25 protein-coding genes are annotated in these 25652 nt (G+C 67.2%); 18 read left to right on the forward strand and 7 right to left on the reverse strand.

Annotation, left to right across the window (positions count from 1 at the left end; all coding sequences use genetic code 11):
• Nucleotides 1-7: 7 nt before the first annotated feature.
• The 9 genes from CXQ90_RS04520 to CXQ90_RS04560 all read left to right on the forward strand — a co-directional run bounded on the left by CXQ90_RS04520 (nt 8) and on the right by CXQ90_RS04560 (nt 9462).
• Complete coding sequence (locus tag CXQ90_RS04520) at nt 8-1339, forward strand: RIP metalloprotease (RefSeq protein WP_104137271.1); 1332 nt, start codon at nt 8-10, stop codon at nt 1337-1339.
• 104 nt (nt 1340-1443) lie between these two features.
• A complete protein-coding gene (locus tag CXQ90_RS04525; RefSeq protein WP_104137273.1) occupies nt 1444-2172 on the forward strand; it encodes a MarR family transcriptional regulator in 729 nt (242 codons plus the stop codon).
• Complete coding sequence (locus CXQ90_RS04530; protein ID WP_104137274.1) at nt 2169-2678, forward strand: hypothetical protein; 510 nt, start codon at nt 2169-2171, stop codon at nt 2676-2678. Before CXQ90_RS04525 ends, CXQ90_RS04530 begins: the two co-directional genes overlap by 4 nt.
• A gap of 25 nt (nt 2679-2703) precedes the next feature.
• Nucleotides 2704-2997: a YciI family protein gene (locus CXQ90_RS04535; RefSeq protein ID WP_104137276.1), complete on the forward strand. Its 294-nt coding sequence runs from the start codon at nt 2704-2706 to the stop codon at nt 2995-2997.
• Nucleotides 2998-3032: 35 nt separating this feature from the next.
• Nucleotides 3033-4199: a flavodoxin-dependent (E)-4-hydroxy-3-methylbut-2-enyl-diphosphate synthase gene (ispG, locus tag CXQ90_RS04540; RefSeq protein WP_104137277.1), complete on the forward strand. Its 1167-nt coding sequence runs from the start codon at nt 3033-3035 to the stop codon at nt 4197-4199.
• Nucleotides 4162-5049, forward strand: coding sequence for a GNAT family N-acetyltransferase (locus tag CXQ90_RS04545; protein ID WP_104137279.1), 888 nt, complete (start codon nt 4162-4164; stop codon nt 5047-5049). Before ispG ends, CXQ90_RS04545 begins: the two co-directional genes overlap by 38 nt.
• A gap of 310 nt (nt 5050-5359) precedes the next feature.
• On the forward strand, nt 5360-7171 hold the full coding sequence (locus tag CXQ90_RS04550) for a proline--tRNA ligase (protein ID WP_104137280.1): 1812 nt from the start codon (nt 5360-5362) through the stop codon (nt 7169-7171).
• 15 nt (nt 7172-7186) lie between these two features.
• A complete protein-coding gene (locus tag CXQ90_RS04555; RefSeq protein WP_104137282.1) occupies nt 7187-7981 on the forward strand; it encodes a TSUP family transporter in 795 nt (264 codons plus the stop codon).
• 77 nt (nt 7982-8058) lie between these two features.
• Complete coding sequence (locus CXQ90_RS04560) at nt 8059-9462, forward strand: pyridoxal-dependent decarboxylase (protein ID WP_104137283.1); 1404 nt, start codon at nt 8059-8061, stop codon at nt 9460-9462.
• Here CXQ90_RS04560 and CXQ90_RS04565 read toward each other — a convergent pair.
• The 4 genes from CXQ90_RS04565 to CXQ90_RS04580 form a co-directional block, all read right to left on the reverse strand.
• A complete protein-coding gene (locus CXQ90_RS04565; protein WP_104137285.1) occupies nt 9428-10531 on the reverse strand; it encodes an aminoglycoside phosphotransferase family protein in 1104 nt (367 codons plus the stop codon). The two genes, CXQ90_RS04560 and CXQ90_RS04565, sit on opposite strands and share 35 nt — an antisense overlap.
• Before the next feature lie 27 nt (nt 10532-10558).
• Entirely contained in the window at nt 10559-11623 is a 1065-nt protein-coding gene (locus tag CXQ90_RS04570; protein ID WP_104137286.1) for a spore photoproduct lyase family protein, read from the reverse strand.
• 140 nt (nt 11624-11763) lie between these two features.
• Nucleotides 11764-12507: a VIT1/CCC1 transporter family protein gene (locus CXQ90_RS04575; protein ID WP_104137288.1), complete on the reverse strand. Its 744-nt coding sequence runs from the start codon at nt 12505-12507 to the stop codon at nt 11764-11766.
• A gap of 64 nt (nt 12508-12571) precedes the next feature.
• Nucleotides 12572-13747, reverse strand: a complete 1176-nt coding sequence (locus CXQ90_RS04580) for a DUF4439 domain-containing protein (RefSeq protein WP_104137289.1) — start codon at nt 13745-13747, stop codon at nt 12572-12574.
• A 105-nt stretch (nt 13748-13852) separates the two neighbouring features.
• Between CXQ90_RS04580 and rimP the strand changes: the two genes are divergently transcribed.
• The 5 genes from rimP (at nt 13853) to rbfA (ending at nt 19729) form a co-directional block, all read left to right on the forward strand.
• Nucleotides 13853-14470: a ribosome maturation factor RimP gene (gene rimP / locus CXQ90_RS04585; RefSeq protein ID WP_104137291.1), complete on the forward strand. Its 618-nt coding sequence runs from the start codon at nt 13853-13855 to the stop codon at nt 14468-14470.
• Entirely contained in the window at nt 14470-15447 is a 978-nt protein-coding gene (gene nusA, locus CXQ90_RS04590) for a transcription termination factor NusA (protein WP_104137292.1), read from the forward strand. Before rimP ends, nusA begins: the two co-directional genes overlap by 1 nt.
• A gap of 226 nt (nt 15448-15673) precedes the next feature.
• On the forward strand, nt 15674-16006 hold the full coding sequence (locus CXQ90_RS04595; protein WP_308470540.1) for a YlxR family protein: 333 nt from the start codon (nt 15674-15676) through the stop codon (nt 16004-16006).
• Nucleotides 16007-16158: 152 nt separating this feature from the next.
• On the forward strand, nt 16159-19059 hold the full coding sequence (gene infB / locus CXQ90_RS04600) for a translation initiation factor IF-2 (RefSeq protein WP_104137295.1): 2901 nt from the start codon (nt 16159-16161) through the stop codon (nt 19057-19059).
• Between the two features lie 160 nt (nt 19060-19219).
• Nucleotides 19220-19729 (forward strand): 30S ribosome-binding factor RbfA, encoded by a 510-nt coding sequence (gene rbfA / locus CXQ90_RS04605; RefSeq protein ID WP_104137297.1) that lies wholly within the window; start codon nt 19220-19222, stop codon nt 19727-19729.
• 68 nt (nt 19730-19797) lie between these two features.
• Here rbfA and CXQ90_RS04610 read toward each other — a convergent pair whose 3' ends face one another.
• Complete coding sequence (locus tag CXQ90_RS04610; protein ID WP_104137460.1) at nt 19798-20925, reverse strand: ScyD/ScyE family protein; 1128 nt, start codon at nt 20923-20925, stop codon at nt 19798-19800.
• Nucleotides 20926-21117: 192 nt separating this feature from the next.
• On the opposite strand from CXQ90_RS04610, the gene CXQ90_RS04615 reads away from it, so the two are divergent.
• The gene (locus tag CXQ90_RS04615) at nt 21118-21603 is read left to right on the forward strand and encodes a nucleoside deaminase (protein WP_104137298.1); all 486 of its coding nucleotides are present in this window, start codon (nt 21118-21120) and stop codon (nt 21601-21603) included.
• Here CXQ90_RS04615 and CXQ90_RS04620 read toward each other — a convergent pair.
• Complete coding sequence (locus CXQ90_RS04620) at nt 21597-22805, reverse strand: pyridoxal phosphate-dependent aminotransferase (RefSeq protein ID WP_181038421.1); 1209 nt, start codon at nt 22803-22805, stop codon at nt 21597-21599. The two genes, CXQ90_RS04615 and CXQ90_RS04620, sit on opposite strands and share 7 nt — an antisense overlap.
• 117 nt (nt 22806-22922) lie before the next feature.
• Here CXQ90_RS04620 and truB point away from each other — a divergent pair, with 117 nt between their 5' ends.
• From truB to CXQ90_RS04635, 3 genes are read left to right on the forward strand one after another with little or no spacing between them, the layout of a single operon-like run.
• Entirely contained in the window at nt 22923-23903 is a 981-nt protein-coding gene (truB, locus tag CXQ90_RS04625) for a tRNA pseudouridine(55) synthase TruB (RefSeq protein WP_181038422.1), read from the forward strand.
• A gap of 2 nt (nt 23904-23905) precedes the next feature.
• Complete coding sequence (locus tag CXQ90_RS04630) at nt 23906-24259, forward strand: hypothetical protein (protein ID WP_104137302.1); 354 nt, start codon at nt 23906-23908, stop codon at nt 24257-24259.
• 1 nt (nt 24260) lies between these two features.
• Nucleotides 24261-24719: a hypothetical protein gene (locus tag CXQ90_RS04635; protein ID WP_104137304.1), complete on the forward strand. Its 459-nt coding sequence runs from the start codon at nt 24261-24263 to the stop codon at nt 24717-24719.
• On the opposite strand, the gene CXQ90_RS04640 is transcribed toward CXQ90_RS04635, so the two are convergent.
• On the reverse strand, nt 24720-25496 hold the full coding sequence (locus CXQ90_RS04640; protein ID WP_104137305.1) for a DUF937 domain-containing protein: 777 nt from the start codon (nt 25494-25496) through the stop codon (nt 24720-24722).
• Nucleotides 25497-25652: the final 156 nt, after the last annotated feature.

The following is a 25652-nucleotide window of genomic DNA, read 5'->3' on the forward strand; positions in this document are numbered from 1 at the left end:
CGAAAGCATGAGTCCCGTCATTCTCTTCATTATTGGTGTCGTCTTCGTGGCCGTCGGCATCGCGGCCTCCATCGCCTTGCACGAGGTGGGCCACCTTCTGCCCGCCAAGCTGTTCAAGGTGCGCGTCACCAAGTACATGATCGGCTTCGGCCCCACCATCTGGTCCACGAAAAAGGGCGAGACTGAATACGGCTTCAAGGCGCTGCCGCTCGGCGGCTACGTGTCCATGATCGGCATGTACCCGCCCAACAAGGACGACGGCTCCGTGCGTCCCTCCAGCACCGGCATGTTCCAGACGCTGGCCACCGAGGCCCGCTCCATGGCCCATGAGGAAGTGGGTCCCGGGGACGAGAACCGTGTGTTCTACCGGCTCCCGGTCTGGAAAAAGGTCATTGTCATGCTCGGCGGTCCGGCGATGAACCTCCTGATCGGCCTGGTGCTGACCGCGGTGATGCTCATGGGTTTCGGCCTGGCCGAGCCCACAACCACCATCGCTGATGTTTCCAAGTGCCAGGTGAAGGCGGGGGAGACCGTCGACCCTGACTCAGCCGACTGCAAGCTGACTCCCGCCGCCGCCGCGCAGCTCAAGCCCAACGACGTCATCACCTCCTTCGACGGCAAGGCCGTGACCAGTTGGGATGAGCTGACAGGATGGATCCGCGCGTCAGCCGGCAGGGAAGTCAGCATCACCGTGCAGCGGAACGGATCGACCGTCACCAGCACCGTCACCCCCGTGCTTTCGGCGCGGCCGGTGGTCGGCGCGGACGGACGCCAGGCGAAGGACGACGCCGGCAACCTGATGTACCAGGACGTTGGCTTCCTGGGCATCGGTGCGCAGACGGCGTTGGTGCCGCAGCCGGCGTCGACCGTCCTGCCCATGGCGGGGGAGAACATCAAGCAGGTGGCCGGCGTCATCCTCAACCTGCCCGCCCGAGTGGCCGGGGTGGCGAAGGCTGCCTTCAGCGAGGAGCCCCGGGACCCCAACGGTCCCATCAGCGTGGTTGGCGTGGGCCGGGTGGCCGGCGAGGTTGCCGCCATGGAGGAGGTTCCGGCGCAGTCCAGGCTCGCAGCCCTGGTGGGCCTGCTTGCCGGACTGAACTTCGCTCTGGCGGTCTTCAACCTGGTGCCTCTGCTGCCGCTCGACGGCGGGCACATCGCCGGAGCGCTTTACGAAGGCGTCCGGCGGCGCGTTGCCAAGCTCTTCGGCAAGCCGGATCCCGGCGCCTTTGACATCGCGAGACTGCTCCCGGTGACGTACGTGGTGGCCGCCCTCCTGATGGGCATGGGCGCGCTGCTGATCTATGCGGACATCGTGAAACCGGTGAACCTCTTCGGCTAGCACCCTCTTGGCGCTGATAGTGGCCTTTCACCTTTTTTCGACTGATTTTCAATAATCAGCTGAAAATGATTGAGGTTAGAAGTTGAGCCGCCTAAGGTTGATGCATGTACGTCATGACCATCGACCAGCGGGGAAGCAGCACTGACATCGACAGGGTGCCCGAATTGCTCGATGACTTGCGGCGGTTCACCAACGTCCGGTTCGAGCGCTCGGTGGGCGACGAAGTCCAAGGCGTTGTGGACGACCCCGCCGCCGTGGTGGAGGTGGCGTTGCATGCGCTCCGCAGCGGCCTTTGGTACGTGGGCATCGGCGTCGGGCCGGTGAACCTGCCGCAGCCGGCCAGCCCCCGCGAAGGATCCGGAACTGCCTTCGTTGCGGCACGCCGGGCCGTGGACCGGGCAAAGGCCGCCGCCAGCCACGTCCCCCTCGCCGTCGTCTCCGGAGGCGTCCAGCGCGGCCTGCCTGCACCCGCGGGCGGTGGCGCCCGGGGGAGTGATCCCGGCCGCGGTGATGACGGGGTCAGGGCCTGCGCCAACGCCGAGGCTGTGCTGCGCCTCATCGGACGGCTGGTCAGGGAGCGGACGGAAGCCCAATGGAGGGTGATCGATGCGCTCCGCGCCAAAAATGAGCGGGATCCAGGCAGGCACGGATTGCAGAAGCAGGTGGCCAGGGAACTGGGAATCAGTGACCAGTCGGTGAGCCGGGCCATCCTAAGGTCCGGATGGCAGGAAGAATGGGCGGCGAGGCCTGCGGCGGAAATGCTGCTGGCAACCGCCCATAGGCTGATTCCCGACACCGTCAGCCCCGACGCAAGCAACCGAGGAGAACGGTGAACGCACTCTGGATCGCCGCAGCACTGCTGACGGCCGGTTTCGTAGGCTGGCCCGTGACAGCGCTGGTGTTCAGGCTGGCCCGGACCATCGACGACAAAGCCGACGCCGTGGCCGGCGGGGACGCTGCGGACGATCCCTCAGCCGACGTCACCGTGGATCCCGAAAAGTTGCACCCCGAAAAGGTGGAGCCTGCAAAGGCGGGTCATGGAAACACCGTGAACGGCGATATTACTGTCGGCGGTGAGACGACCGCGGCGGTGCCCACGGTGCGGATCCTCCGGGGCGGGGCGATCATCGGAGTGCTGGAGCGCCTGGCTGTATGTCTCGCCATTCTTACCGGGCAGCCGGTCGCCATTGCCTACGTGGTGGCAATCAAGGGCCTTGGCCGCTTCGCCGAGCTGAAGGAAACCCCGGTGGCGGCCGAGCGCTTCATCATCGGGACCCTGGCCTCCATGCTGTGGGCGGCCGGAGTCGCGGCTTTCACGAAGGTCGTGCTCCTTGGGTAGGCCGGCTGCGGGATAGGGTATCTGTATGACTGTTTTTGCTGTTGAGTACGTATACGATGCCGAGTCCTCCGAAGCCCGCGACGCCAGCCGCCCGGCGCACCGGGAATGGACCGCAGGGCTGGCGGCGGACGGGACCATCCTGGCGAGCGGCCCTTACGGTGACGGCGCCGGCGCACTGCTCATCTTCAAGGCGGCCGACGAGAACGCGCTGAACGAGATCCTTCGGCAGGATCCGTTCGCGGCAGCCGGCGTCATTTCCGGCACACGCACCACTGTATGGGCGCCGCTGACCGGCCTCCTGGCCGAGCACGCAGCCTAGCCGCCCCCTACCGACCTTCAATACAAGGAGTCCATGTGACCTCGGTCAGCCTGGGAATGCCATCCGCACCGCCGCCCGTCCTTGCCCCCCGCCGCAAGACGCGCCAGATCAAAGTCGGCTCTGTGGGCGTCGGTTCCGATTCGCCCATCAGCGTGCAGTCGATGACCACCACCCCCACCACGGACATCAACGCCACCCTGCAGCAGATCGCGGAACTGACGGCGTCCGGCTGTGACATTGTCCGCGTGGCATGCCCCTCGGCAGATGACGCCGAGGCGCTTCCCATCATCGCCCGCAAATCGCAGATCCCGGTCATCGCGGACATCCACTTCCAGCCCAAGTACGTCTTCGCGGCGATCGAGGCCGGCTGCGCCGCAGTGCGCGTCAACCCCGGCAACATCCGCAAGTTCGATGACCAGGTCAAGGAAATCGCCCGGGCGGCCAAGGACCACGGCACCTCCATCCGCATCGGCGTCAATGCCGGCTCGCTGGAGCCGGGCATCATGAAGAAGTACGGCAAGGCGACGCCGGAAGCCCTGGTTGAATCGGCCGTGTGGGAAGCCTCCTTGTTCGAGGAGCACGGCTTCCACGACTTCAAGATCTCCGTTAAGCACAATGACCCCGTCATCATGGTGGCGGCCTACGAGATGCTTGCCGAGAAGGGTGACTGGCCGCTGCACCTCGGCGTGACCGAGGCCGGGCCCGCTTTCCAGGGCACCATCAAGTCCGCAACGGCTTTCGGCGCGCTGCTTTCACGCGGCATCGGCGATACCATCCGCGTCTCCCTCTCCGCGCCGCCGGTCGAGGAGATCAAGGTGGGCAACCAGATCCTCCAGTCGCTGAACCTGCGTCCGCGCAAACTCGAAATCGTCTCCTGCCCGTCGTGCGGGCGCGCGCAGGTGGATGTCTACACGCTGGCCGAGCAGGTGACCGCCGGACTCGAGGGGATGGAGATCCCGTTGCGCGTCGCCGTCATGGGTTGCGTCGTCAACGGCCCGGGCGAAGCGCGGGAAGCGGACCTGGGTGTTGCCTCCGGCAACGGCAAGGGCCAGATCTTTGTGAAGGGCGAGGTCATCAAGACTGTTCCCGAGAGCCAGATTGTTGAGACACTGATCGAAGAGGCCATGCGTATCGCGGAAGAGATGGGGGAGGCCGATGGCGAAGATGCTGTCAAGGGTAGCCCCGTGGTTAGCGTCTCATAAGGACGGAACCGGCCCGGACGGTGTGACCGTCCGGGTACTCGGCGCCACGGATACGGCCGGACTGCGCCAGCTGGCCGGCGCGGATCCCGTGGCGAATGTCTTCATCCTCGCGCATCTGGAGTCCACCGGAACGGCCGCGCCGACTCCCGGCGGCGCCAACGTCCTCGGGGTTTTTCACGACGGCTTGCTGGTAGGTGCCTGCTGGGCGGGCGCCAACCTGGTCCCCGTCCAGCTTGAGCCCGGGTTGACCGCGGCAGTGGCGGCTGCGGCCCACCGTTCCGGCCGACGGTATGCCTCCATCTTCGGCCCGGCAGACACAGTCCTTGCCTTGCACAGCCATCTGGAGCAGCTCGGCCACGCCGCGCACGAGGTGCGGCCGGACCAGCCGCTCATGACCATTGCCGGAGCGCCGGCCGTTGAACCGAACTGGCAGCTGGGGTTCGGGCAATATGCCGATTTCGACACCATCCTGCCCGCCTGCGCGGCGATGTTCGAAGAGGAAGTGGGCTACTCTCCATACCTCGGCGGACGCGACTTCTACAGCCGGAGGGTCGCCGGGCTCATCCGCCAAGGGCATTCCCTGGTCCACCTCAGCGACGGCGAGGTGGTGTTCAAGGCCGAGCTGGGCGCGGTGACGTCGGAAGTCACCCAGGTCCAGGGCGTGTGGATGAACCCCAGCTACCGCGGGCTCGGCCTGAGTGCCGGCTACATGGCCGCTGTAGTGCTGCTTGCCCGGAAGATAGCGCCCATCACCAGCCTCTACGTCAACGGCTACAATTCCCGCGCCCGGGCCACCTATGAGCGGGTTGGCTTCCGCCAGGTGGGGACATTCGCCACGGTTTTGTTCTGACGGCTGCCAGCGGGCCCGTTCGGGCACGCCCACTTGAATCGGTGACAGCCATCACATAGGTTCTACCTAACCGTGTCTTTTCCGGGCATGGATGGTCTCAGAGAATTAGCGGCATGACCGGCCGCGGAGCCACGCCACCACAGGGATGACCAGCCGGAGACGGCCAGGGGCTTCTTCTGTGGGGCGTGGCTCTTCTTGTAACGCGGCCCCACGGCCGGGAGGACCCGGGACGCGGAAGCCGCGGCGCGGCCTTGCCGGTAGATTAGTACCCAGACAATCAGCACTTTCCCCCAGAAACGGATACCGACCCGTGGTCCTTAGACTCTCCAAGCTGTTCCTGCGCACCCTGCGTGAAGATCCCGCCGACGCAGAGGTGGCCAGCCACAGGCTCCTCGTCCGCGCCGGTTACATCCGCCGCGCCGCGCCGGGCATCTACACATGGCTGCCCCTCGGCCTGAGCGTGCTGCGCAAGGTCGAACAGATTATCCGCGAGGAGATGGCGGCCATCGGCGCCCAGGAAGTGCACTTCCCTGCGCTGCTGCCGAAGGAGCCCTACGAGGCCACCAACCGCTGGACCGAGTACGGCGAAGGGCTCTTCCGGCTCAAGGACCGCAAGGGCGGGGACTACCTCCTGGCCCCAACCCACGAGGAAATGTTCACCCTCCTGGTCAAGGACCTGTACTCCTCCTACAAGGATCTGCCCCTGAGCATCTACCAGATCCAGAACAAGTACCGCGACGAGGCCCGCCCGCGTGCCGGCCTGCTGCGCGGCCGGGAGTTCATCATGAAGGACTCCTACTCCTTCGACGTCGATGACGCCGGGCTGGACGCCAGCTACGCCGCGCACCGCGCCGCGTACCTGAAGATCTTCGAGCGCCTGGGCCTGGAAGTCATCCCGGTGGCGGCCACGGCCGGGGCCATGGGCGGCTCAAGGAGCGAGGAATTCCTGCACCCCACCGAGATCGGCGAGGACACGTTCGTTCGTTCGGCCGGCGGCTACGCCGCCAACGTTGAGGCCGTCACCACCGTGGTGCCTGCCGAGATCGACTTCACGGACGCTCCCGCCGCGGAGATCCGCGACACCCCCAACACTCCCACCATTGAAACCCTGGTGGACGCCGCCAACCAGCTCGTTCCCCGGAGCGAGGCCGACGGCGGCGCCTGGACTGCCGCCGATACGCTCAAGAACGTTGTCCTCGCCGTGACGCTGCCCACCGGTGAGCGCCAGATCGTGGTCATCGGCGTGCCCGGTGACCGCGGAGTGGACCTCAAGCGCGTCGAGGCAAACATCGGCGCCTACCTGCCGGTCGCCGGCGAGATCACCGTGGAGGCCGCAGGCGACGAGGACCTCGCCAAGAATCCCCTCATCGTCAGGGGATACCTCGGCCCGGGCATGTCCCTCGGAGCGCCCCTGCTTGGCCAGGAGGGCGCCGCCAAGCTCCTCTACCTGGTGGATCCGCGCATCGTCAGCGGCACCGCCTGGGTGACCGGTGCCAACATGGCCGGCAAGCACGTGTTCGGGCTCGTGGCCGGGCGTGACTTCGGCTGGGACGGCGTCATCGAATGCACCGAAGTCCGCGCCGGGGACGAGGCCCCGGATGGCTCCGGCCCGCTGGAGACCGCCCGCGGCATCGAAATGGGCCACATCTTCCAGCTTGGCCGCAAGTACGCCGAGGCCCTGGAACTGAAGGTCCTGGACCAGAACGGCAAGCAGGTGGTGGTGACCATGGGCTCCTACGGCGTCGGTGTCACGCGCGCTGTCGCCGCCCTGGCTGAAGCCAACCACGACGGCAAGGGCCTGATCTGGCCCCGGTCCGTGGCCCCGGCAGACGTCCACGTCGTCGCCGTCGGCCGCGGTGAGGAGATCTTCGCCGCAGCGGAACAGCTCGCCCTCGAACTCGAAGCCGCCGGCCTGGACGTCATCTACGATGACCGCCCCAAGGTGTCCCCGGGCGTGAAGTTCGGCGACGCCGAACTCGTCGGCGTGCCCACCATCCTGGCCGTCGGCCGCGGACTCGTCGACGGCGTCGTTGAGGTCAAGGACCGCCGCACCGGCGAGGCGGAAAACGTGGCCGTGGACAAGGCCGTTGACTTCGTGGTCAACGCCGTCCGCAGCAACTGACGCCTAGCCGCCAGGGTGGTCTCGGGGTTCGAGTCGATCCAGCTCGCCACTCTCATCCTGATTGTGGTGGCCGGATTCGCTGCAGGCTGGGTGGACGCGGTGGTGGGCGGCGGAGGGCTGCTGCAGCTTCCGGCGCTGCTGCTCGTACCGGGCATCACCCCGGTGCAGGCGCTGGCCACCAACAAGATGGGATCCATCTTCGGCACCACCACCAGCGCGGTCACGTACTACGGCCGCGTCCGGCCTGACCTCAGGACGGCGCTGCCCATGGCCGTCATTGCCCTGGCCGGCAGCTTCGGCGGCGCCTTGCTGGCTGCCAGGCTGCCGGCCGAGGTATTCAAGCCGATCATCGTGGTGGCGCTGGTCGCCGTCGCGCTTTTCACCGCCCTCAAACCCGACGCCGGCCACCTGACGGTGCTCAGGCACGACGGCGGCACCCACTACGCGGTGGCCTGCACCATCGGCGCGGTGATCGGCTTCTACGACGGGCTGATCGGCCCCGGGACAGGTTCGTTCCTGGTGATCGCGCTGGTTTCGGCCATGGGCTATGCGTTCCTCGAGGCCAGCGCCAAGGCGAAGATCGTCAATATGGCCACCAACGCGGGCGCCCTGCTGTTCTTCCTGCCGAACGGGTCGCTGCTGTGGGGAGTGGGACTGGTGCTCGGGCTGGCGAACATGGCGGGAGGTTACCTGGGCGCGCGCACGGCGGTGAAGCAGGGGAGCCGGTTTGTGAGATTCGTGTTTCTGACGGTTGTCGCTGCCCTGATCATCAAACTCGGCGCCGACGTCTGGCAGGAAAACTTCGCCTGACTGCCAGTCCGTGCTGAGCCACGGGCGGGGACGGACGGACTCTCGCAGGCTGTCCGGGGAAGGCGTAGCATGCCCCTATGTCAGCCGGTGCGGAACCGTATGCGGAGGCCCTTGATGCGGCCGTCGGCCATGCCACGAGGTGGCTTGCAAGCCAGCCGGACCGCCGGGTGGGGCCTGTGCAGGCGGCCGGTGAGCTGGCGGCGGCCTTCGGCGGCGAACTTCCGCGCTCCGGCATGCCTGCGGCTGACGTCGTGGACTATCTTGCCCTGCACGCGGAGCCGGGTCTCATGGCCATGCCGTCGGGCCGCTTTTTCGGCTGGGTCATCGGGGGCACCCTGCCGGCAGCCATGGCGGCGGACTGGCTTGTCAGCGCCTGGGACCAGAACTCCGTGCTCCGCTACGCGACACCCGCCATTGCGGCCATCGAGGAAGCAGCCGGCCAGTGGCTGCTCGAGTTGCTGGGCCTGCCGCCGGAGTCCGACGTCGGCTTCGTCACCGGTGCCACCATGGCGAATTTCACGGGTCTGGCCGCTGCGCGCTGGCGCCTGCTGACGGACGCCGGGTGGGACGTGGACCGCGACGGACTTTCGGGAGCCCCGCGCATCCACTGCCTTGTCGGCGAGGAACGGCACGACACGATCGACCTCGCGCTGCGCTACCTGGGCCTGGGCAGCCCCACCGTGGTCCCTTCCGACGGCCAGGGACGCATCGACGCCGCGGAACTGGACTGTGCCCTTGACCGTGCCCTTGCTTCGGGCCCCGCCCCGATTCTGGTGTGCCTGCAGGCCGGAAACGTCCATTCCGGCGCCTTCGACCCCTTTGCCGCGGCCGTCGCAGTGTCGAAGGCCCACGGAGCCTGGGTGCACGTGGACGGGGCCTTCGGGCTCTGGGCCGCGGCCGTCCCGGAACTCGCCGGGCTGACCGCCGGACTCGGGCGGGCCGACTCGTGGGCCACGGACGCCCACAAGAGCCTCAACGTCCCGTACGACTGCGGCGTCGCCGTCGTGAAGGACATCCGGGCGATGCGGAGCGCCATGGGGGTCAGCGCGAGCTACCTGATCCAGGCTGCAGACGGCGCGGGTGATCCCAGCCAGAAAGTCCCGGAACTCTCACGCAGGGCGAGAGGGGTTCCGGTGTGGGCCGCCCTGAAATCGCTGGGCAGCGACGGCGTGGCCGCACAGATCCGCGGGCTCGCGGCCTCGGCGGCGTTGCTCGCGGACAAGCTCTCGGCCCTGGACGGTGCGGAGGTGCTGAACGACGTCGACTTCACCCAGATTTGCCTCGCCTTCGGCGACGACGCCACCACCCGGGACGTGACGGCGAGAATCCTGGCAGACGGAAAGGTCTGGATGTCCGGATCCCGATGGCACGGGCGGGACGTGCTGCGGATCTCGGTCAGCAACTGGACCACCGACGCGGACGACGTCGGCACGGCGGCCGAGGCGGTCAAACAGGCTCTTGAAGCGGTCCGGGCCCGGTGACGGCCGGACCACCTATGGGTGCCGTCACCGTCACCGTCTCCGCCGATCCCGCCGCCTGGCCCGGTTCGGGCAACGAGTGCGGGGCCGGAAGCCCGTCGAGTGTCCGGCCGGCCAGGGTGCTGGAGACCCAGAGGGAGCGGGCCAAGTCCCCGCCATGACCGGCCTTCGAGGCGTAGTGCAGGGCGTTGTCCACCTCCCGCGCAATGCTCCACTGGCGGGCGGCCTCGGGATCCAGTCCGGCAGCGAGGCTGAAGTCACGGCACCGCTCCAGCAGCCCTGCCGCGGGATCGGCCGCGGGAAGGTCCCGGATCCGGTTCCACAGCAGGGGCGCCACGGCGAACTCGGCCTCGCCCACCATCGGCTGCGGATCGATGGCCGCAAAACTTCCCGGCCCGGCCTGCTCCGGAGCGCCGGGGCGGGCCAGGATATTGAGGAAGTGGAAGTCCGTATTTGCCAGCACGTCGGAGCCGGAACGGCGGCCCACAGCACCCCTGGTCTGGCACACCTCAAGGGCCGCTTCCAGGAGCCACCGCGGGAACGGCCGGCCGAGCTGTTCCCAATCCGCGGGAAGGTCGTCGCTCCACTGTTCCGCGCGCGCCGCGACGTGGGCAAATTCCCGCCACTGGGGACGGCCGTCCGGCACCAGGCGCAGATCCCGCATGAGCCCGCCCCACACCTCAACGGCCCGGTCCATCGCCTCGGTCTGGAGCGACCTGCCGGCGTCCAGCCGCTCCAGCAGCATGGCGCAGGTTCCGGCGTCGGATGCGAGCAGGCGAACGGCGCCGTGCCCGTTCCAGAGGGCCAGCGCATGGCGCTCCACCAAGGCCTCGTCATGGGGGAAGGCAACCTTCAGCGCCGCGGCGGTCCCGGCTGACCGCACCGGCAGAACGATTCCGCCGTGACCGCTCCACGGAAGCGCACCGGGACTGAGATCCAGTTCCAGTTGCCACTGGTCCATGCGCCCGCGGATCATTTCGGGTAGGGACGCCAGCCAGGCGCGGCCGGCGCTGTTGCCGGCGTAGCGGCGCGCCAAGTCGGGTGGAATGGGGATGTCTCGTGGCTGGCTCATCGGTTCCAGCGTAGTTGGTCCAGAACCTCAGAACGCGTAGCGGATGCGGCAGTAAGGCGCGATCTCCTCAATAAGCGCGGTCAGCTGCCGCACGTAGCCTGCCTTGGACCCTGAACGGTAGCGGACGTTGGTGAAGCCGTTGGACGAGACCTTGGATTCCTGGAGGTCCGGACGCCACAGGACGTTCTCGGCCTGCGGATGCCACCCCAGGTTGACCTCGTGGAGCCGCTCGTTGTGGGTCAGAAAGATGACTTCCGCCGCCAGCTGGGCCTTGGCGGCGGCTGTCAGGGTGGCGTCGAGTTGGCGCAGCAGTTCCTCCCAATCCCTGAGCCAGGTGTCCGTGATGATGACGGGGGAGAAGTTCACATGCACCTCGTACCCTGCATCGACGAAGTCGTTGATTGCAGCCATGCGTTCAGCCACGGGCGAGGTCCGAACGTCAATTGACTTCGCCAGGTCCGCGGGCATGAGGGAAAACCGGATCCTGGTGTGACCGCCGTGGTCCCAGCCGAGCAGTGCGGGGTTCACGTACTTGGTGGCAAAGGACAGCTTGGCGTTGGGCAAGTCGCGGAACAGCGTGACCAGATCTTCCACGTTGTCGCTGATCAGCGCGTCGACGGAGCAGTCGCTATTTTCACCGATGTCGTAGACCCACAGTTCCGGGTCGCACTGGTTGGGCTCGAGCTTCATGCCCTGGCGAGTGGCGTGCCGCTCGAGCGCCCGGGCAATCTGGTCGATGTTCGCAAACACGGTCACCGGGTTGCTGTAGCCCTTATGCCGGGGCACGTAGCAGTAAGCGCATGCCATGGCGCAGCCGCTAGCGGTCGAGGGCGCAATAAAATCCGCGGACCGGCCGTTCGGCTTGACGGTTAGCGCCTTCTTGACGCCGAGGACCAGGGCCTCCGTCTTAATCCGGGACCAGCGCGGCACGTTCGTCTCGTCACCGTGCACGTCCGGGATGTTCCAGTGGTTGTCGACAAGCACGACGTCGGCCCCCGGCCAGCGTTCGACGATCGCCTGACCCCTGGGAAGCTCCAGCGCAGCAGGCTGGGCATAGATGCGCCTGATCTGGAGAAGCCGGTTGAAGTCCATGGTTCCATTCTCCCAAGACGCCGAAGATGCCCTGGGCGGTGAAGCCTGCGCATCGTACGCGAGCGGGGAACCCTCACCCCCAACTTGCACAGTGCAGGGAACGGGCTGACTGTCCTCCGGGAGTGCTGAGTCCAGGCGGACTAGACGATGCCGCTGGCCCCCAGCAGGTTGCCGATGGTGAACGTCGCGGCAAGGGCCAGCCCGCCTCCCACCACCACGCGCGCCGCTGCACGGATCCTGGATCCGCCGCCGATCCGCGCACCGAGGCCGCCGGTCAGCGCCAGCGCCAGCAGTACGGCCCCGAAGGTCACGGCGACCCTGAGGTTCTCCGGCGGCAACAGAATGGCCAGCAGGGGCAGGATCGCGCCCAGCGTGAAGGCGATCGCCGAGGCAAAGGCGGCGTGCCAGGGACTGACGATGTCCTCTTCATCGATATTCAGCTCGGCCGAAAGGTGCGCCGCCAGGGCATCGTGCTCAGTCAGTTCCCGGGCCACGTTCCTGGCCGTCTCTTCGCTCAGGCCTTTGCTCCGATAGATTGCCGCGAGCTCATGGAGCTCCTCCTCGGGTTCCTCGGCGAGCTCGCGGCGTTCCTTTTCGATCATCGCCTTCTGGCTGTCGCTTTGGCTGCTGACGGACACGTACTCGCCCAGGGCCATGGACACGGCGCCGCCCACCAGGCCCGCGGCGCCTGCCGCAAGGATGGGCCCGTGTTCGCTCGTGGCGCCGGCGACGCCCACCACGAGCGCCGCGACTGACACAATGCCGTCGTTCGCGCCGAGAACGCCTGCGCGCAGCCAGTTCAGGCGGTGGACGATGTCGTTGTTATGCGGCTCATTTTCGTGGTGCCCGTCAGGGGGCAATGCCGCATTGTCCGCTGAATCCATGCCTCCAGCAAACCACTCCGGACGCCAGCCTGCCAGAGCGCAGCCCTCGGCCCTGACGTGCGGGTTACTCCTCCGGAATCGTGGGCAACAGCGTGGTGTCCAGCACGATTCCTGGAACCGGTCCGGGGTCGGAGCCCCAGCTGATGGCCCGTTGCGCGGCAGTGAGGAGCGAGGAGATGGCCCAGTGCCGGGTCGGGCCGTCGCTCAGGGCCACAAGGTCGCCGTACACCGGCAGTGTTCCGGCCTCCAGGCTGGCCAGTCCAGCGGCGGGCTTTTTCAGGAACGAGGTGCCGAGCGTGTAGCCCGGGTCCCGCGGAGGGATGGGCACGCAATGGACACGGCTGTGCCCCTCGGCCTCAGCCACGAGCGCCTCGTGGCTGGCCAGCAGCTTCGAGGCCTGTTCGGCGGCGGCGCCTTGCAGCCTGGTGAGCGCCACCTGGTAGCCATAGACCGTCTCTACCTCGGTGCGGACCACCCTGTTAAGTGCGTCCGCCTGGGACGCTGCCCCCGGCTCGGCGGAGGCCGTCCCCGCGTCACCCGGTGCGGACTGGACCGTCTGCGAGGGCTGGGAGGCCGGTGCGGACTGGGTCGGTTGGGCGGGAATGGAGGCCGGCGCCGGGCACGAGTCCGCGGCTGTGCGTTGTGGCGCGGGTGCCTGCGGAAGAGCCGGGACCGGTGTCCCGGACGCCTGGGCGAGGGACCTCGCCTGAAGCAGCTGCGCCGTTCCCACCGCGGCCAGCAGGCGTGCCATCCCGCCGTCGGCCTTTTCCGCCTGGGCGAGGCGCTGTTTGCCGCTGGCGGACAGCCCGGCCACCAGGGCCGGAACGGTCACCGGTGCGGGGGTGGCCGTAGCCGTGCCCGTGGAACCTGCGGCCGGGCCTGTAGCCGAAGCTGTGGCCCTGCCCGGCGAAGAGGGGGCCGACGCGCCGGCGGGTCCGTTATCGGCCGGGAGGACCAGGGCCTTGGCCTGCGTAGTCAGCAAAGTCACAGTCCGCGAGAAAAGCTGCCGCTGAGCCCCGGACGCGTCCGCAGTAAGTTCGCGGCTGGCTGCCCTCAGCCGCATGGTGTCAGCCAGTGCCGAGGCCCGTGCCTGCTCGGAAAACGGCGGTACGGCGGGCTCCGGATCTTGGCGTGGAATCAGCGCAAAACCGAGGCTCAACACCAGGAACGCGGTGAAGGTCAGCAGGGCGTAACGGAAATAGTTCCGCGGCCTGCTTTTTTCCCTCGTGTCGTCTTTCACAACAGACCATGTTGTCACGGCGGGAAGGAACTCGGTGCACCAAGCCGGCCGGAAAATGGCTACGCTAGTAGTCACAACATCATCTATCGGGAGGCGGCCGGCATCGTGAGCAATGCAGAAGCCACGACTTCATCAGACCGGACCGACGCGGGAAGGGCTGAACCCGCGGCTGTCCACAATCCCGAGGCTGAACGCCTCCGGGCCTTGCTTGAGCCCGCGGTTTTGGCGCACCGGCTCTACCTGGAGGATGTTGCCATCAACATCGCAGGCTCCAACCGCGTGGTCAACGTGGTGGTGGACCTGCCGCAGGAAGAAACCGGCGGAGTGAGCCTTGATGTCATCGCCGACATCTCGAAGGAACTCTCCGACATCCTGGACGGCGACCCCAGCACAGACAGCCGCCCGTACGACCTCGAAGTCTCCTCGCCCGGCGTGGGCCGGCCCCTGACCGAGCCGCGGCACTGGCACCGCGCCCGCGGACGCATGGTGAGCGTCAAGGTCATCCAGGGCGAGAACGTCACGGGACGGATCCAGTCAGTGGATGAATCCGGCGTGACCCTCGTCCCTGAAATTGCCGTGAAAAAAGGCATGAAGCCGAAGCAGGGCGATCCCGTAAAACTTCCTTTCGACAAGATCCGCAGCGGAAAAGTCGAAATTGAGTTCAGCCACCTCGACGAGGCCGGTCTGGAAAATGAACACAATGGACCTTCTGAGGAGGCCTGATGGATATTGACATGAGCGCACTGAGACTCCTGGAGCGTGAGCGCGAAATCCCGCTGGATCTCCTCATCCCCACGATCGAGCAGGCACTGCTGGTTGCCTACCACAAGTCGCCGGGCGCCTTCGAGAAGGCCCGCGCCGAGCTGGACCGCAAGAGCGGCCATGTGACCATCTGGGCCACCGAAATCGACGACGACGGTGCCCCCATCGGCGAGTTCGAGGACACGCCGGCCGGCTTCGGCCGCATCGCCGCCAGCACCGCCCGCCAGATCATCCTCCAGCGCCTGCGCGATGTTGAGGACGACAACGTCTTGGGTGAATTCAAGGGCCGTGAGGGCGAGCTTGTGGCCGGCACCATCCAGCAGGGCAACAACCCCCACATGATCCAGGTCAACCTCGGAACGGTGGAAGCGCTGCTTCCGCCGCCCGAGCAGGTGCCGGGGGAGAAGTACGTCCACGGGAACCGGCTGCGCGCGTTTGTGATTGACGTGCACCGCGGCACCAAGGGTCCGTCCATCACGCTGTCCCGGTCGCATCCGGGGCTGGTGCGGAAGCTCTTCGAGCTGGAGGTTCCGGAGATCGCCGACCACTCGGTGGAGATCGTCGCCCTGGCCCGTGAGGCCGGGCACCGCACCAAGATCGCAGTGAAAGCCAACACGCCGGGCATCAACGCCAAGGGCGCGTGCATCGGTGAAATGGGTTCCCGCGTGCGGGCCGTCATGACCGAGCTGAACGATGAAAAGATCGACATCGTGGACTTCAGCGAGGATCCGGCGACGTTTATCGCCAGCGCGCTGTCGCCGTCGCGTGTGAATTCGGTCACCATCACCGACGAAGCGACGCGCTCGGCGCGCGTAGTGGTGCCGGACTACCAGCTCTCCCTGGCCATCGGCAAGGAGGGCCAGAACGCCCGCCTCGCTGCGAAGCTGACCGGCTGGCGGATCGACATCGTTTCCGACGCTGCCGCTCCCCGCAGCTAAAAGAACTCCTCCCGGGCCCGGCCAGCCCGGACCGGCACCGAAACTGCCCGCGATTGCAGCGGGCAGTTTCGGGTGACGGGCCCCTGAGGGGCTAGAATAGAATTTGACCGTGCCTCGCAGCCGGCATCAGTGTGCTTGTGTGCGCCCGCAAATTTGCCGAACGGCAGCAGCGGGCCCCCGGGCAGGCAGATATGTATAGGCAGGAAGATACTCGACAGTGGCACACGTGCAACACCTCGGGAATCAGCCGCAGCGTACCTGCATCGGATGCCGGAAAAAAGGGTCGCGGTCAGAGTTACTCCGGCTCGTCTCCGGCGCCGGCGGTTCATCCGCCGTCGTAGTGGATGAACGACGCCGGATGGCTGGCAGGGGTGCATGGCTGCACCCCAGCGAAGCGTGCCTTGCACTGGCGGTCAAACGTCGAGCGTTCGGACGCGCCCTCAACGGCGCAACCGGAACAGCCGACGTTGAACGCCGGATCACGGCAGGCACGCACGCCGTGGACACTCCGGTGGCCGCAGCAACAACCGTCCAACCTGAAAGCGGGTCAGAAAACTGATGGAAACCCGATGAGTTCCCAGCGATGAGTGCGCAACGATGACAACTTTGTTGCGCTCTGCAATGGGCCTTTCAGCCGCGACCGCGGCGGGGGCCCGCAGTAAGAAGTAGACGGTTCGTGCCTGGCTCGGTGCGGACCGAGACAGGAGAAATGTGGCCAAGGTCCGCGTACATGAGCTTGCAAAAGAGCTCGGTATCACTTCCAAAGATGCAGTAACCAAACTGCAGGAACTGGGCGAATTTGTTCGCTCCGCCTCTTCCACCATTGAGGCCCCCGTTGTGCGGAAACTCCGCAACGCCTTCCCCGGCGCAGCCGCTTCGAAGTCCGAAGCGCCAGCTGCCGCACCGAAAGCGCCCGCCAAGGCGGCAGAATCACGTCCCGCTCCGGCTCCCGGTCCCGCTGCCCCGAAGGCTGCGGCACCCGCTCCGGCACCGGCCGCCAAGGCCGAAGCCCCCGCCGCGCCAGCAACACCTGCTGCTCCCGCCCCCGCTGCTCCGGCAGCTCCTTCCGCCAGCGTTCCCGCGGCACCGTCGACCGGCGCCAAGCCCGGCGCGCGTCCGGCACCGAAGGCTGAAGCTCCGGCCGCACCGGCAGCACGCCAGGGTGGTTCGGCTCCCCGTCCGGGCGGTCCCCGCCCCGGCAACAACCCCTTCGCCACGTCCCAGGGCATGCCCCGCGGCCGTGGGGGCGACGGAGAACGTCCGCCGCGCCCGGGTAACAACCCGTTTGCAACATCCCAGGGCATGCCCCGTCCCGGCGGCAGTCGCACTGACGGAGACCGCCCCGGCGGCCCCCGTCCGGCAGCAGGCGCCGGCGGCCCGCGTCCCGGTGCTCCGCGCACCGGTGGTGCTCCGGGCGGTGCCCGTCCGGCAGCAGGCGCAGGCGGCCCCCGCCCCGGCGCTCCCCGTCCGGCAGGCGCAGGCGGAAACCGTCCTACGCCAGGCATGATGCCCAACCGCACCGAACGTCCCGCACCCGCTGGTGCAGGCCGTCCCGGCGGCGGAGGCCGCGGTCCCGGACGCCCAGGCGGCGCACCGGGTACCGGTGGCGCTCCGGGTGCCGGTGGCGGTGCTCCGGCCGGCGGTGGCTTTGGCAAGGGCGGCCGCGGTCGCGGCGGAACCCAGGGTGCCTTCGGTAAGGGCGGCGCAGGCCGTGGCAAGCAGCGCAAGTCGAAGCGCGCAAAGCGCCAGGAACTTGAGCAGATGAGCGCCCCGTCGCTGGGTGGCGTGAGCGTACCCCGCGGCGACGGCAACACCGTAGTCCGGCTTCGCCGAGGCTCGTCCATCACGGACTTCGCCGACAAGATCGAGGCGAACCCCGCGGCACTGGTGACCGTGCTCTTCCACCTTGGTGAGATGGCAACGGCTACCCAGTCGCTGGACGAGGAAACCTTCGCACTGCTGGGCGAGGAACTTGGCTACAAGCTTCAGGTCGTTTCGCCGGAGGATGAGGAGCGCGAGCTGCTCAGCACCTTCGACATCGACTTCGACGCCGAGCTCGAGGCTGAAGGCGACGAAGACCTCGAGGCCCGTCCTCCGGTCGTCACCGTCATGGGTCACGTTGACCACGGTAAGACCCGGCTTCTTGATGCCATCCGCAAGTCCGACGTCATGGCGGGCGAGCACGGCGGCATCACACAGCACATCGGTGCCTACCAGGTCACGCACAACCACGAAGAGCTTGATCGCAAGATCACCTTCATCGATACTCCGGGCCACGAGGCGTTCACCGCCATGCGTGCCCGTGGTGCGAAGGTCACCGACATCGCCATCCTGGTGGTCGCAGCGGACGACGGCGTTATGCCGCAGACCGTTGAAGCCCTCAACCACGCCCAGGCGGCCAACGTGCCGATCGTCGTGGCTGTGAACAAGATCGACAAGGAAGGCGCCAACCCGGACAAGGTCCGCGGCCAGCTGACCGAGTACGGCCTGGTTCCCGAAGAATACGGTGGCGACACCATGTTCGTTGAGGTCTCTGCCCGCCAGAACCTGAACATCGACGAGCTGCTCGGCGCGGTCCTGCTCACCGCAGACGCCGCCCTCGACATGCGCGCCAACCCGAACAAGGACGCCCGCGGTATTGCGATTGAAGCCAACCTGGACAAGGGCCGCGGTTCCGTGGCCACCGTCCTGGTGCAGTCCGGTACGCTGCGCGTCGGCGACACGATCGTTGCGGGAACGGCCCACGGCCGCGTCCGAGCGATGTTCGACGACGACGGCAGCGCCCTGACCGAGGCCGGCCCGTCCCGCCCCGTTCAGGTGCTGGGCCTGTCCAACGTGCCGCGCGCCGGTGACACCTTCTTCGTGACCGCTGACGAGCGCACCGCCCGCCAGATCGCCGAGAAGCGTGAAGCAGCCGACCGCAACGCCGCCCTGGCCAAGCGCCGCAAGCGCATCAGCCTGGAAGACTTCGACCAGGCCGTCGCCGAAGGCAAGATCGACACCCTCAACCTCATCCTCAAGGGTGACGTTTCCGGTGCCGTGGAAGCCCTCGAAGACGCGCTGCTCAAGATCGACGTCGGCGAAGGTGTCCAGCTCCGCGTTATCCACCGCGGTGTCGGTGCGATCACGCAGAACGACGTCAACCTGGCGACGGTCGACAGCGCCGTCATCATCGGCTTCAACGTCAAGCCCGCCGAGCGTGTTGCCGAACTGGCAGACCGCGAAGGCGTGGACATGCGCTTCTACTCCGTCATCTACGCAGCAATTGATGACATTGAGATGGCCCTCAAGGGCATGCTCAAGCCGGAGTACGAAGAGGTCCAGCTTGGTACCGCCGAGGTCCGCGAAGTGTTCCGTTCCTCCAAGTTCGGCAACATTGCAGGCTCGATCGTCCGCTCGGGTGTTATCCGACGCAACGCCAAGGCCCGCATCAGCCGCGACGGCAAGATCATCGGTGACAACCTCACCGTTGAGACGCTCAAGCGCTTCAAGGACGACGCCACCGAGGTCCGCACGGACTTCGAGTGTGGTATCGGTCTTGGCTCGTACAACGACATCAACGAGGGCGACATCATCGAGACCTTCGAGATGCGCGAGAAGCCGCGCGTCTAAGCTGGCTGAGCTGTAAAGGTGCGGGGCCGTTGGATTCTTTCCGGCGGCCCCGCACTTTCGCCCAATTCATAGACTCACCTCAGGTGCGTGGCATCAAAACCCAACGTGTGTACGGCAGCCGCTATGGCGCCGTCGTACATCCAAATATTTAGGAGTGGAAATGGCTGATCCGGCACGCGCTGCCAAGTTGGCGCAGCGGATTAAGGTTGTTGTTGCAGAGGCCCTGGGCCGGAAGGTCAAGGATCCGCGGCTTGAGGGCATTACTGTCACCGATGCCCGCGTGACCAATGACCTGCAGCATGCCACGATCTACTACACCGTGTTCGGCGACCAGGCCGTGCAGGCCGATGCCGCCAAAGGCCTGGAGAAGGCCAAGGGCGTGCTGCGGCAGGAAGTGGGCCGGAACATCACCGTCCGCCTGACTCCCACGCTGGAATTCGTGGCGGACCAGATCCCCGTGAACGCCTCCAACCTCGAGGAACTCCTCCGGGCCGCGAAGAAGCGTGACGCCGAGGTCGCGGCCCTGGCCGAGAACGCCAAGCACGCTGGCGACGCCGATCCGTATAAGAGCGACATCATCGAGGACGTGGAACTCGACGAAGACGACTTCGACGAAGAGGACATCGACCTCAGCGCCGACGACGCAATCGACGAGGACCGGAACAGGTAGCGTTCGGCTCGAGTTGCAGTGACTTAAATGGTGTGGCCGGATCCCTCGGATCCGGCCACACCATTTTTCTAATCGTTCTCCGCCGGTCCGGTCACAACGCGCCCGTCCGGAGCCTTGTTCGGTTCCGGCAGCGCATTGACCGTGGCGTACAGGGTTTCGCCCCTGAGATCCACGTCTGCCGTGAGCACACCGGGGAGGACGACGCTCTGCGTGCCCGAGTCGGCCGAAAGCCGGAGCACTCCCTCGCCGAAGAGCGATGCCACGTAGACGTTTCCGTCCTGGTCCATATCGAGGCCGGTGGGGGACATCACGTCGTCGGCAAACAGCCTCACCCGGCCGTCCTCCGGATCGACCTTGAACACCGCGCCGCGGGCGCCCAGGGCCGGATCTTCCGGTCCGCCGGGGAGCACCGACACATACAGCCAGCCGTCCGGTCCCCGCTTAACGTCGGTGGGCACGGGCTCGAACTCATATGTGTGGCCGACAATGCAGCCCGGGAGCTTCAGAGCTGTCGCTTCCTCCGCCGTGAAACGGTGGGGCCGCGACGGCAGCACGGCAACGGTCTCGGCCGCGCCCGTCTCCACGTCCACGGAAACGATGCTGTTGGCTCCCGCGTCCGCCACGTAGATGGTGCCGCCGTAGACGTCTATGCCATACGGATGCGAATCGACGTGGCCCTTGTATGAGACTTCCACTTCCGGGGGCAACTGGGCCGCGCAGGCGCCGGGAAGGTCCCGGAACCCGTAGAGGGTGCCGCCGTCGGCGTTTTCCTTGGTCTCCAGGGCGGCAAGGTCCCCGAAGGTGCGCTGTTTGCCGTCGGCATCAATGCTGCGGAGATGCCCGGCCAGCGCTCTCGGGTCCATGGGCCCGGCTCCCTGGCTCTCCGCCAGATAGATGGTCTCGTCCCGCCGGTCGGTGCCGGCAACGTTCCACGCCGAGTTCTCGTAAACCACGGATTTCGCACCGTCCCGGGCGACCTTCGTCAGCCTGCCGGCAAATTCTTCACTGACCAGGACGGAGCGGTCAGGTCCGTCGCTGAGGTGAAGCGGAGACAGCAGGCCTTGGGCGAGAACGGTTGCCGCGGCTGCGTTCGGGACGGCTGCGTTGGGGTCACCGGCGGCCTGGCCGGCCGGAGCGAAGGACACGAGAAGCGATGCGGCGGCCACGGCCGCCACAAATGATCGTTGATTTTTCATGTTGTCTCCAATGTCGGTGATCATCCAGAGCATTGAGACCGTTGGTTGGGCCCGCAATACGGGGTTCCCCCGACGCGCGCAGTTTAATCCCCTACGGCCCCGGCTGTCGATGGGGCGCAGCAAACCGGGTGGCACCGGGCCGCAGAGTACCCGGGTGCTGGCTATGATCCGGGTGCTGGCTATGATCAGATCATGCTTGCGCAACCTTCAGCTGCAGATGTCGTGGAGTACCTCAATGCGGCCGTGGCCCTGGCCGAACGGAATGTGGCCGCCGGCGGAGGGCCGTTCGGCGCCATTGTGGTCACCGCTGACGGCACCGTCCACGAAGGAGTCAACCGGGTCACCCGGGATAACGACCCCACCGCCCACGCCGAGGTGGTGGCCATCCGGACTGCGGCCGCCGAATCAGGCAATTTCGATCTGAGCGGTGCGGTCCTGTATGCCAGCTGTGAACCCTGCCCGCTTTGCCTGTCGGCGGCCCTGTGGGCACGCATCGGCCGTGTCTACTACGCGGCGGACAGGCACGGCGCGGCAGCTGCCGGGTTCGACGACGCCGTGTTCTACGAATACTTCGGCGGCGCCAGGCCGGAACTGCTACCTGTCAGCCACACTCCGGTTCCGACGTCGGACGCCCCCTTCGAAGCCTGGCGCAGCAACGCGGAACGCACCGATTACTGATCCGTCTCGCCGTCCGTACCGGTGACCGGCGCTACGCCGGCGGTCGCCGGCGCCCTGGCCGGGAGCCTGCCCACTCCCTCCACGAGATCGGCCTGGCCGGCGCACAGCGCTATCCGGATCCAGCCCTCGCCAATGGACCCGAAGGCCGTTCCCGGGGCAAACGAAACGCCGGACTCGGCGAGAAACTGCCGCACCCAAGCCCGGACATTTCCGCCGCTCACATGCGAGACGTCAGCCCACAGATAGAACGCCCCCTGCGCGCTGAGGAACGGGATGCCCTTGGACGCCAGGAGGGCAGACGCCGCGTCACGGTTGGCCCGGTAGTGCGAATGGGCATGCACCACGTAGTCCTGCGGTCCGGTCAGGGCCGCGATCGCCGCGTACTGGGACGGCGACGCCACACAGGAGACGATCGCCTCCATGACGTTGTTCATCCGCTGCTCGAGTCCGGGCGGGCAGACGAGGGCGCCGATCCGCAGCCCGGTCAGGCCGTAGGTCTTCGAGAGCGTCAGCGACGTGAACACCCGCGCTTCGCCCGGCACGGCGCTGTCGAAGCGGGCCGGACTCACGTGCGGAACGTCGTAAGTGAAAGCCTCGTAGCATTCGTCTGAAATGATCCACAGATCATGGCGCCGGGCCAGTTCCACGAGCCGGCGGGTCAGGTCCTCGCCCAGCACGGCGCCGAGCGGGTTGGACGGCGAATTCAGCATGAGGACCCGCGTCCGCTCCGTGATGAGCGCTTCGATGTCCTCGATCCTGGGCTGAAAGTCCTGTGCCGGATACAGGGGATACCGCACCGGCACGGCGTGAAGCAGCCGGCTGGTCATGGCGAACGTGGGATAGCCGGGATTGGGGATCAGGATCTCGTCGCCGGGAGCGAGCAGCAGGCTCATCGCAAGGTGCAGGCCCTGCTGGGCGCCGTCAACGACGTACACGCGGTCGGCTCCAATGTCAGCGCCGGACTGCTCACGGAACCTTGCCGCGAAGGCTTCGCGCAGTGCGGGGATCCCGGCGTTCGGTGTGTAGTTCGTCTCGTCGCGGTCCAGGCAGGCCATGCCTGCCTCCAGGACATGCCGCGGGAGGGGGAAGCCCGGTTCCCCGATGCTCAACACCACAGCGCCCGGAGTTCGCCAGGCGGCCTCGGTGATCTCGCGGATCTGGTTGACGGGGACTTCGGCGATGTGCGCTGCAAGCTCAGGCATGACTGCCATCCTAGTCCCGTCGCGGCTTCTGGCAACGGGGGCTGTGGCTGCTTCGGCTGGAGGATGGCCGGAGGCCGCGGAACCGGCCGCCCGGCTGGCCCCGATATACTGGGAGGCGTGCTTTCTGGACTGGTTATAGTGGACAAACCGCAGGGATGGACCAGCCACGATGTGGTTGGCCGGATGCGGCGGATCGCCGGTACCCGGAAAGTGGGCCACGCCGGAACGCTGGATCCCATGGCCACCGGCGTGCTCGTCGTCGGAATCAACAAAGCAACAAGGCTGCTCACCTACATCGTCGGCACCTCAAAGACTTACACAGCGACCATCCGGCTGGGTGAATCCACGGTCACGGACGACGCCGAGGGAGACATCGTCAGCAGCGCCAGCGCCGCGGAACTGACCGACGACGCCATCCGCACGGGAGTGACCGCGCTGACGGGCGAGATCCAGCAGGTGCCCAGCAGCGTCAGCGCCATCAAGGTCAACGGCGAACGCGCCTACGCCCGGGTCCGTTCCGGCGAGGACGTGAAGCTCGCGGCCAGGCCCGTGACCATCCACCGCTTCGACGTCCATGGCATCCAGCGGGAACAGGGCGGGAACGTGGTGGACGTGGAGGTGACGGTGGAGTGCTCCTCTGGTACCTACATCCGTGCGCTGGCCCGGGACCTGGGCGATTCCCTGGGGGTCGGCGGGCACCTGACGGCGCTGCGCCGGACCCATGTGGGGCCGTACTCGCTGGACCAGGCCCGCACGCTCGAGCAGCTTGCCGAAGAGCTTGAGGTCCTGGAAATGTCCCAGGCCGCCCGTGCCCTCATGCCCAACCGTGAGCTCAGCGCCGAGGAAACCACCGAGATCTCCTTCGGCCGCCGCATCGCCGCCGGCGCCCCGGCCGGCTCGGCGGGCGCAGCCACAGCGGAGCGCCCGGCGGCCGCGTTCGCGCCCGACGGTTCGCTCGTGGCGCTGCTGGCGGACGCCGGCAGTTTCGCGAAGCCCGTGCTCGTGTTCGCGCCGGGAACCGGTGGGCAAAACGCCGGCGGACCGGACACTGGCGGATCGGACGCTGGCGGACCAGGTACCGTCGGGCAGGCCGGATAGCCTTGGACGCATATTTTTACATCATTCTGGGCGTAGGACTCCTTTCCACCATCATCTGCATGGTGGCCGGCATCCTGAAGAAGGCCCCCAACGATGTCACCATCCTGTCGGTGGCCGCCGTCGAACTGGCCTTGCTGGTTTACCTCGTCGGTTCGATCGTCCGGGTGGTCGCCGGGGAACGCATCGCGGGGGAGGCCTGGGAATTCTGGGGCTATCTGGTCACCGCCCTCATGCTGCCCCTCGCCGCCGTCTACTGGTCCATCCTGGAACGGACCCGCTGGAGCAACTTTGTCCTGGCCGCCGTCGGAGTGACCGCCCTGGTGATGGCCGCCCGCATGAACCAGATCTGGTACTGAAGTGGAAGAAGCACGCAACGTGACAGCTACGTCCTCCGAACACACGGCCAAGAAGCCGGCCGACACCCGGAACACCGGGCCGGGCCGCCTCCTCATCGCCGTCTACGCCGTGTTCGCCATTTCGGCAACGGCCCGCGCCGGCTACCAGATTCTCACCAAGTTCTCCGAGGCGCCGCTGGCATACGTGCTGTCGGCTTTCGCCGCCCTCGTGTATGTCGTGGCGACGGTATCGCTGGCGAAGGCAGGGCGGACCTGGTTCAGGGTCTCCGTCATCGCCGTGCTGGTGGAACTGATCGGCGTGCTCGTCGTGGGCGCGCTCAGCGTTTTCGACGCCGTCCAGTTCCCGCACGAAACCGTGTGGTCCCTGTTCGGGCGCGGCTACGCCTTCATCCCGCTTATCCTGCCCGTGCTCGGCCTGATCTGGCTCTACCGCCGGCGGCCGGCCCCGCGGTCCGCCTAGTCACTGCCGCGTGCCTGGCTGATCTTCTTCGCCGGGCAGGTCGACGTCGACTAGCTCGCCCGGGACGGGCGCGCCGGGCTGCCGTGTGGGTTGCCCGAGAGGTTCTGCCGGCTGCTGTGATGCGGAATCGTTCACAGGTTCGGGAACCAGCGCATCCCGCGACTGCCCGCCCTGCGGCTGCCCGCCGCCCAGGATGCCGCCAAGAATGTCCCCGATGCCTCCCTGGCCATGCCCTCCGGCGCCCGCACCGGCACCGGCGGCGCCACCGAGGATGCCGCCCAGGATGCTGCCGAGATCGATGCCGCCGGCGCCTGTTCCACCGGCGCCCGTTCCGCCGGGCAGCTGCGACGCCGGCCCGCCACCCTGCTGCCCGCCGAGGATCTTCCTGGCCAGATAGGACATGATGATCGGGGCCAGAATCGGCAGAAGCCTGCGGACCAGGTCCCCGCCGGCGCCGCCCAAATTGGCCGTGCCAGCCAGTTGGCTCGCCACCTGGTCCTGCTGGCCGCCAAAGACGTGGCTCACGATCTTCTCGCCGTCGGCGGTGTCCACCTGGGTGGCGTCCACGCCGCCGTCGGTCAGGCCGTCCTGGTGCTGGGCCAGCGCGGACTCGAGGGACGCTGCGCCGTCCGGGGCCTGGGCGTTGTTCTGCAGGCCGGCAAGGAGGCTGGGCACCGCGGTCTCCACGGCTGCCTGTGCGGACGCCGTGTCGGTGCCGAGGAGGGCTGCGATCTGGTCAACCGGGATCTGGTCCAGGAGTTCATGGATGTCGGTCAAGGCGTACTCCTTCTGGTCCGCAGGGGGCGCGGATCTGTGGGGGAGCGGCGCAGGCTCGCGTCGCCGGACAGCTGCCCCTGCATCGTAGTCCGGGACTCCCGCCCACGGTAGATCACCGCGTGCACCGGCTCCGCGGCGGTCCGTGGCGCCGGACGA

Source organism: Arthrobacter sp. ZGTC131 (assembly GCF_002929275.1).
Lineage (GTDB): Bacteria > Actinomycetota > Actinomycetes > Actinomycetales > Micrococcaceae > Arthrobacter.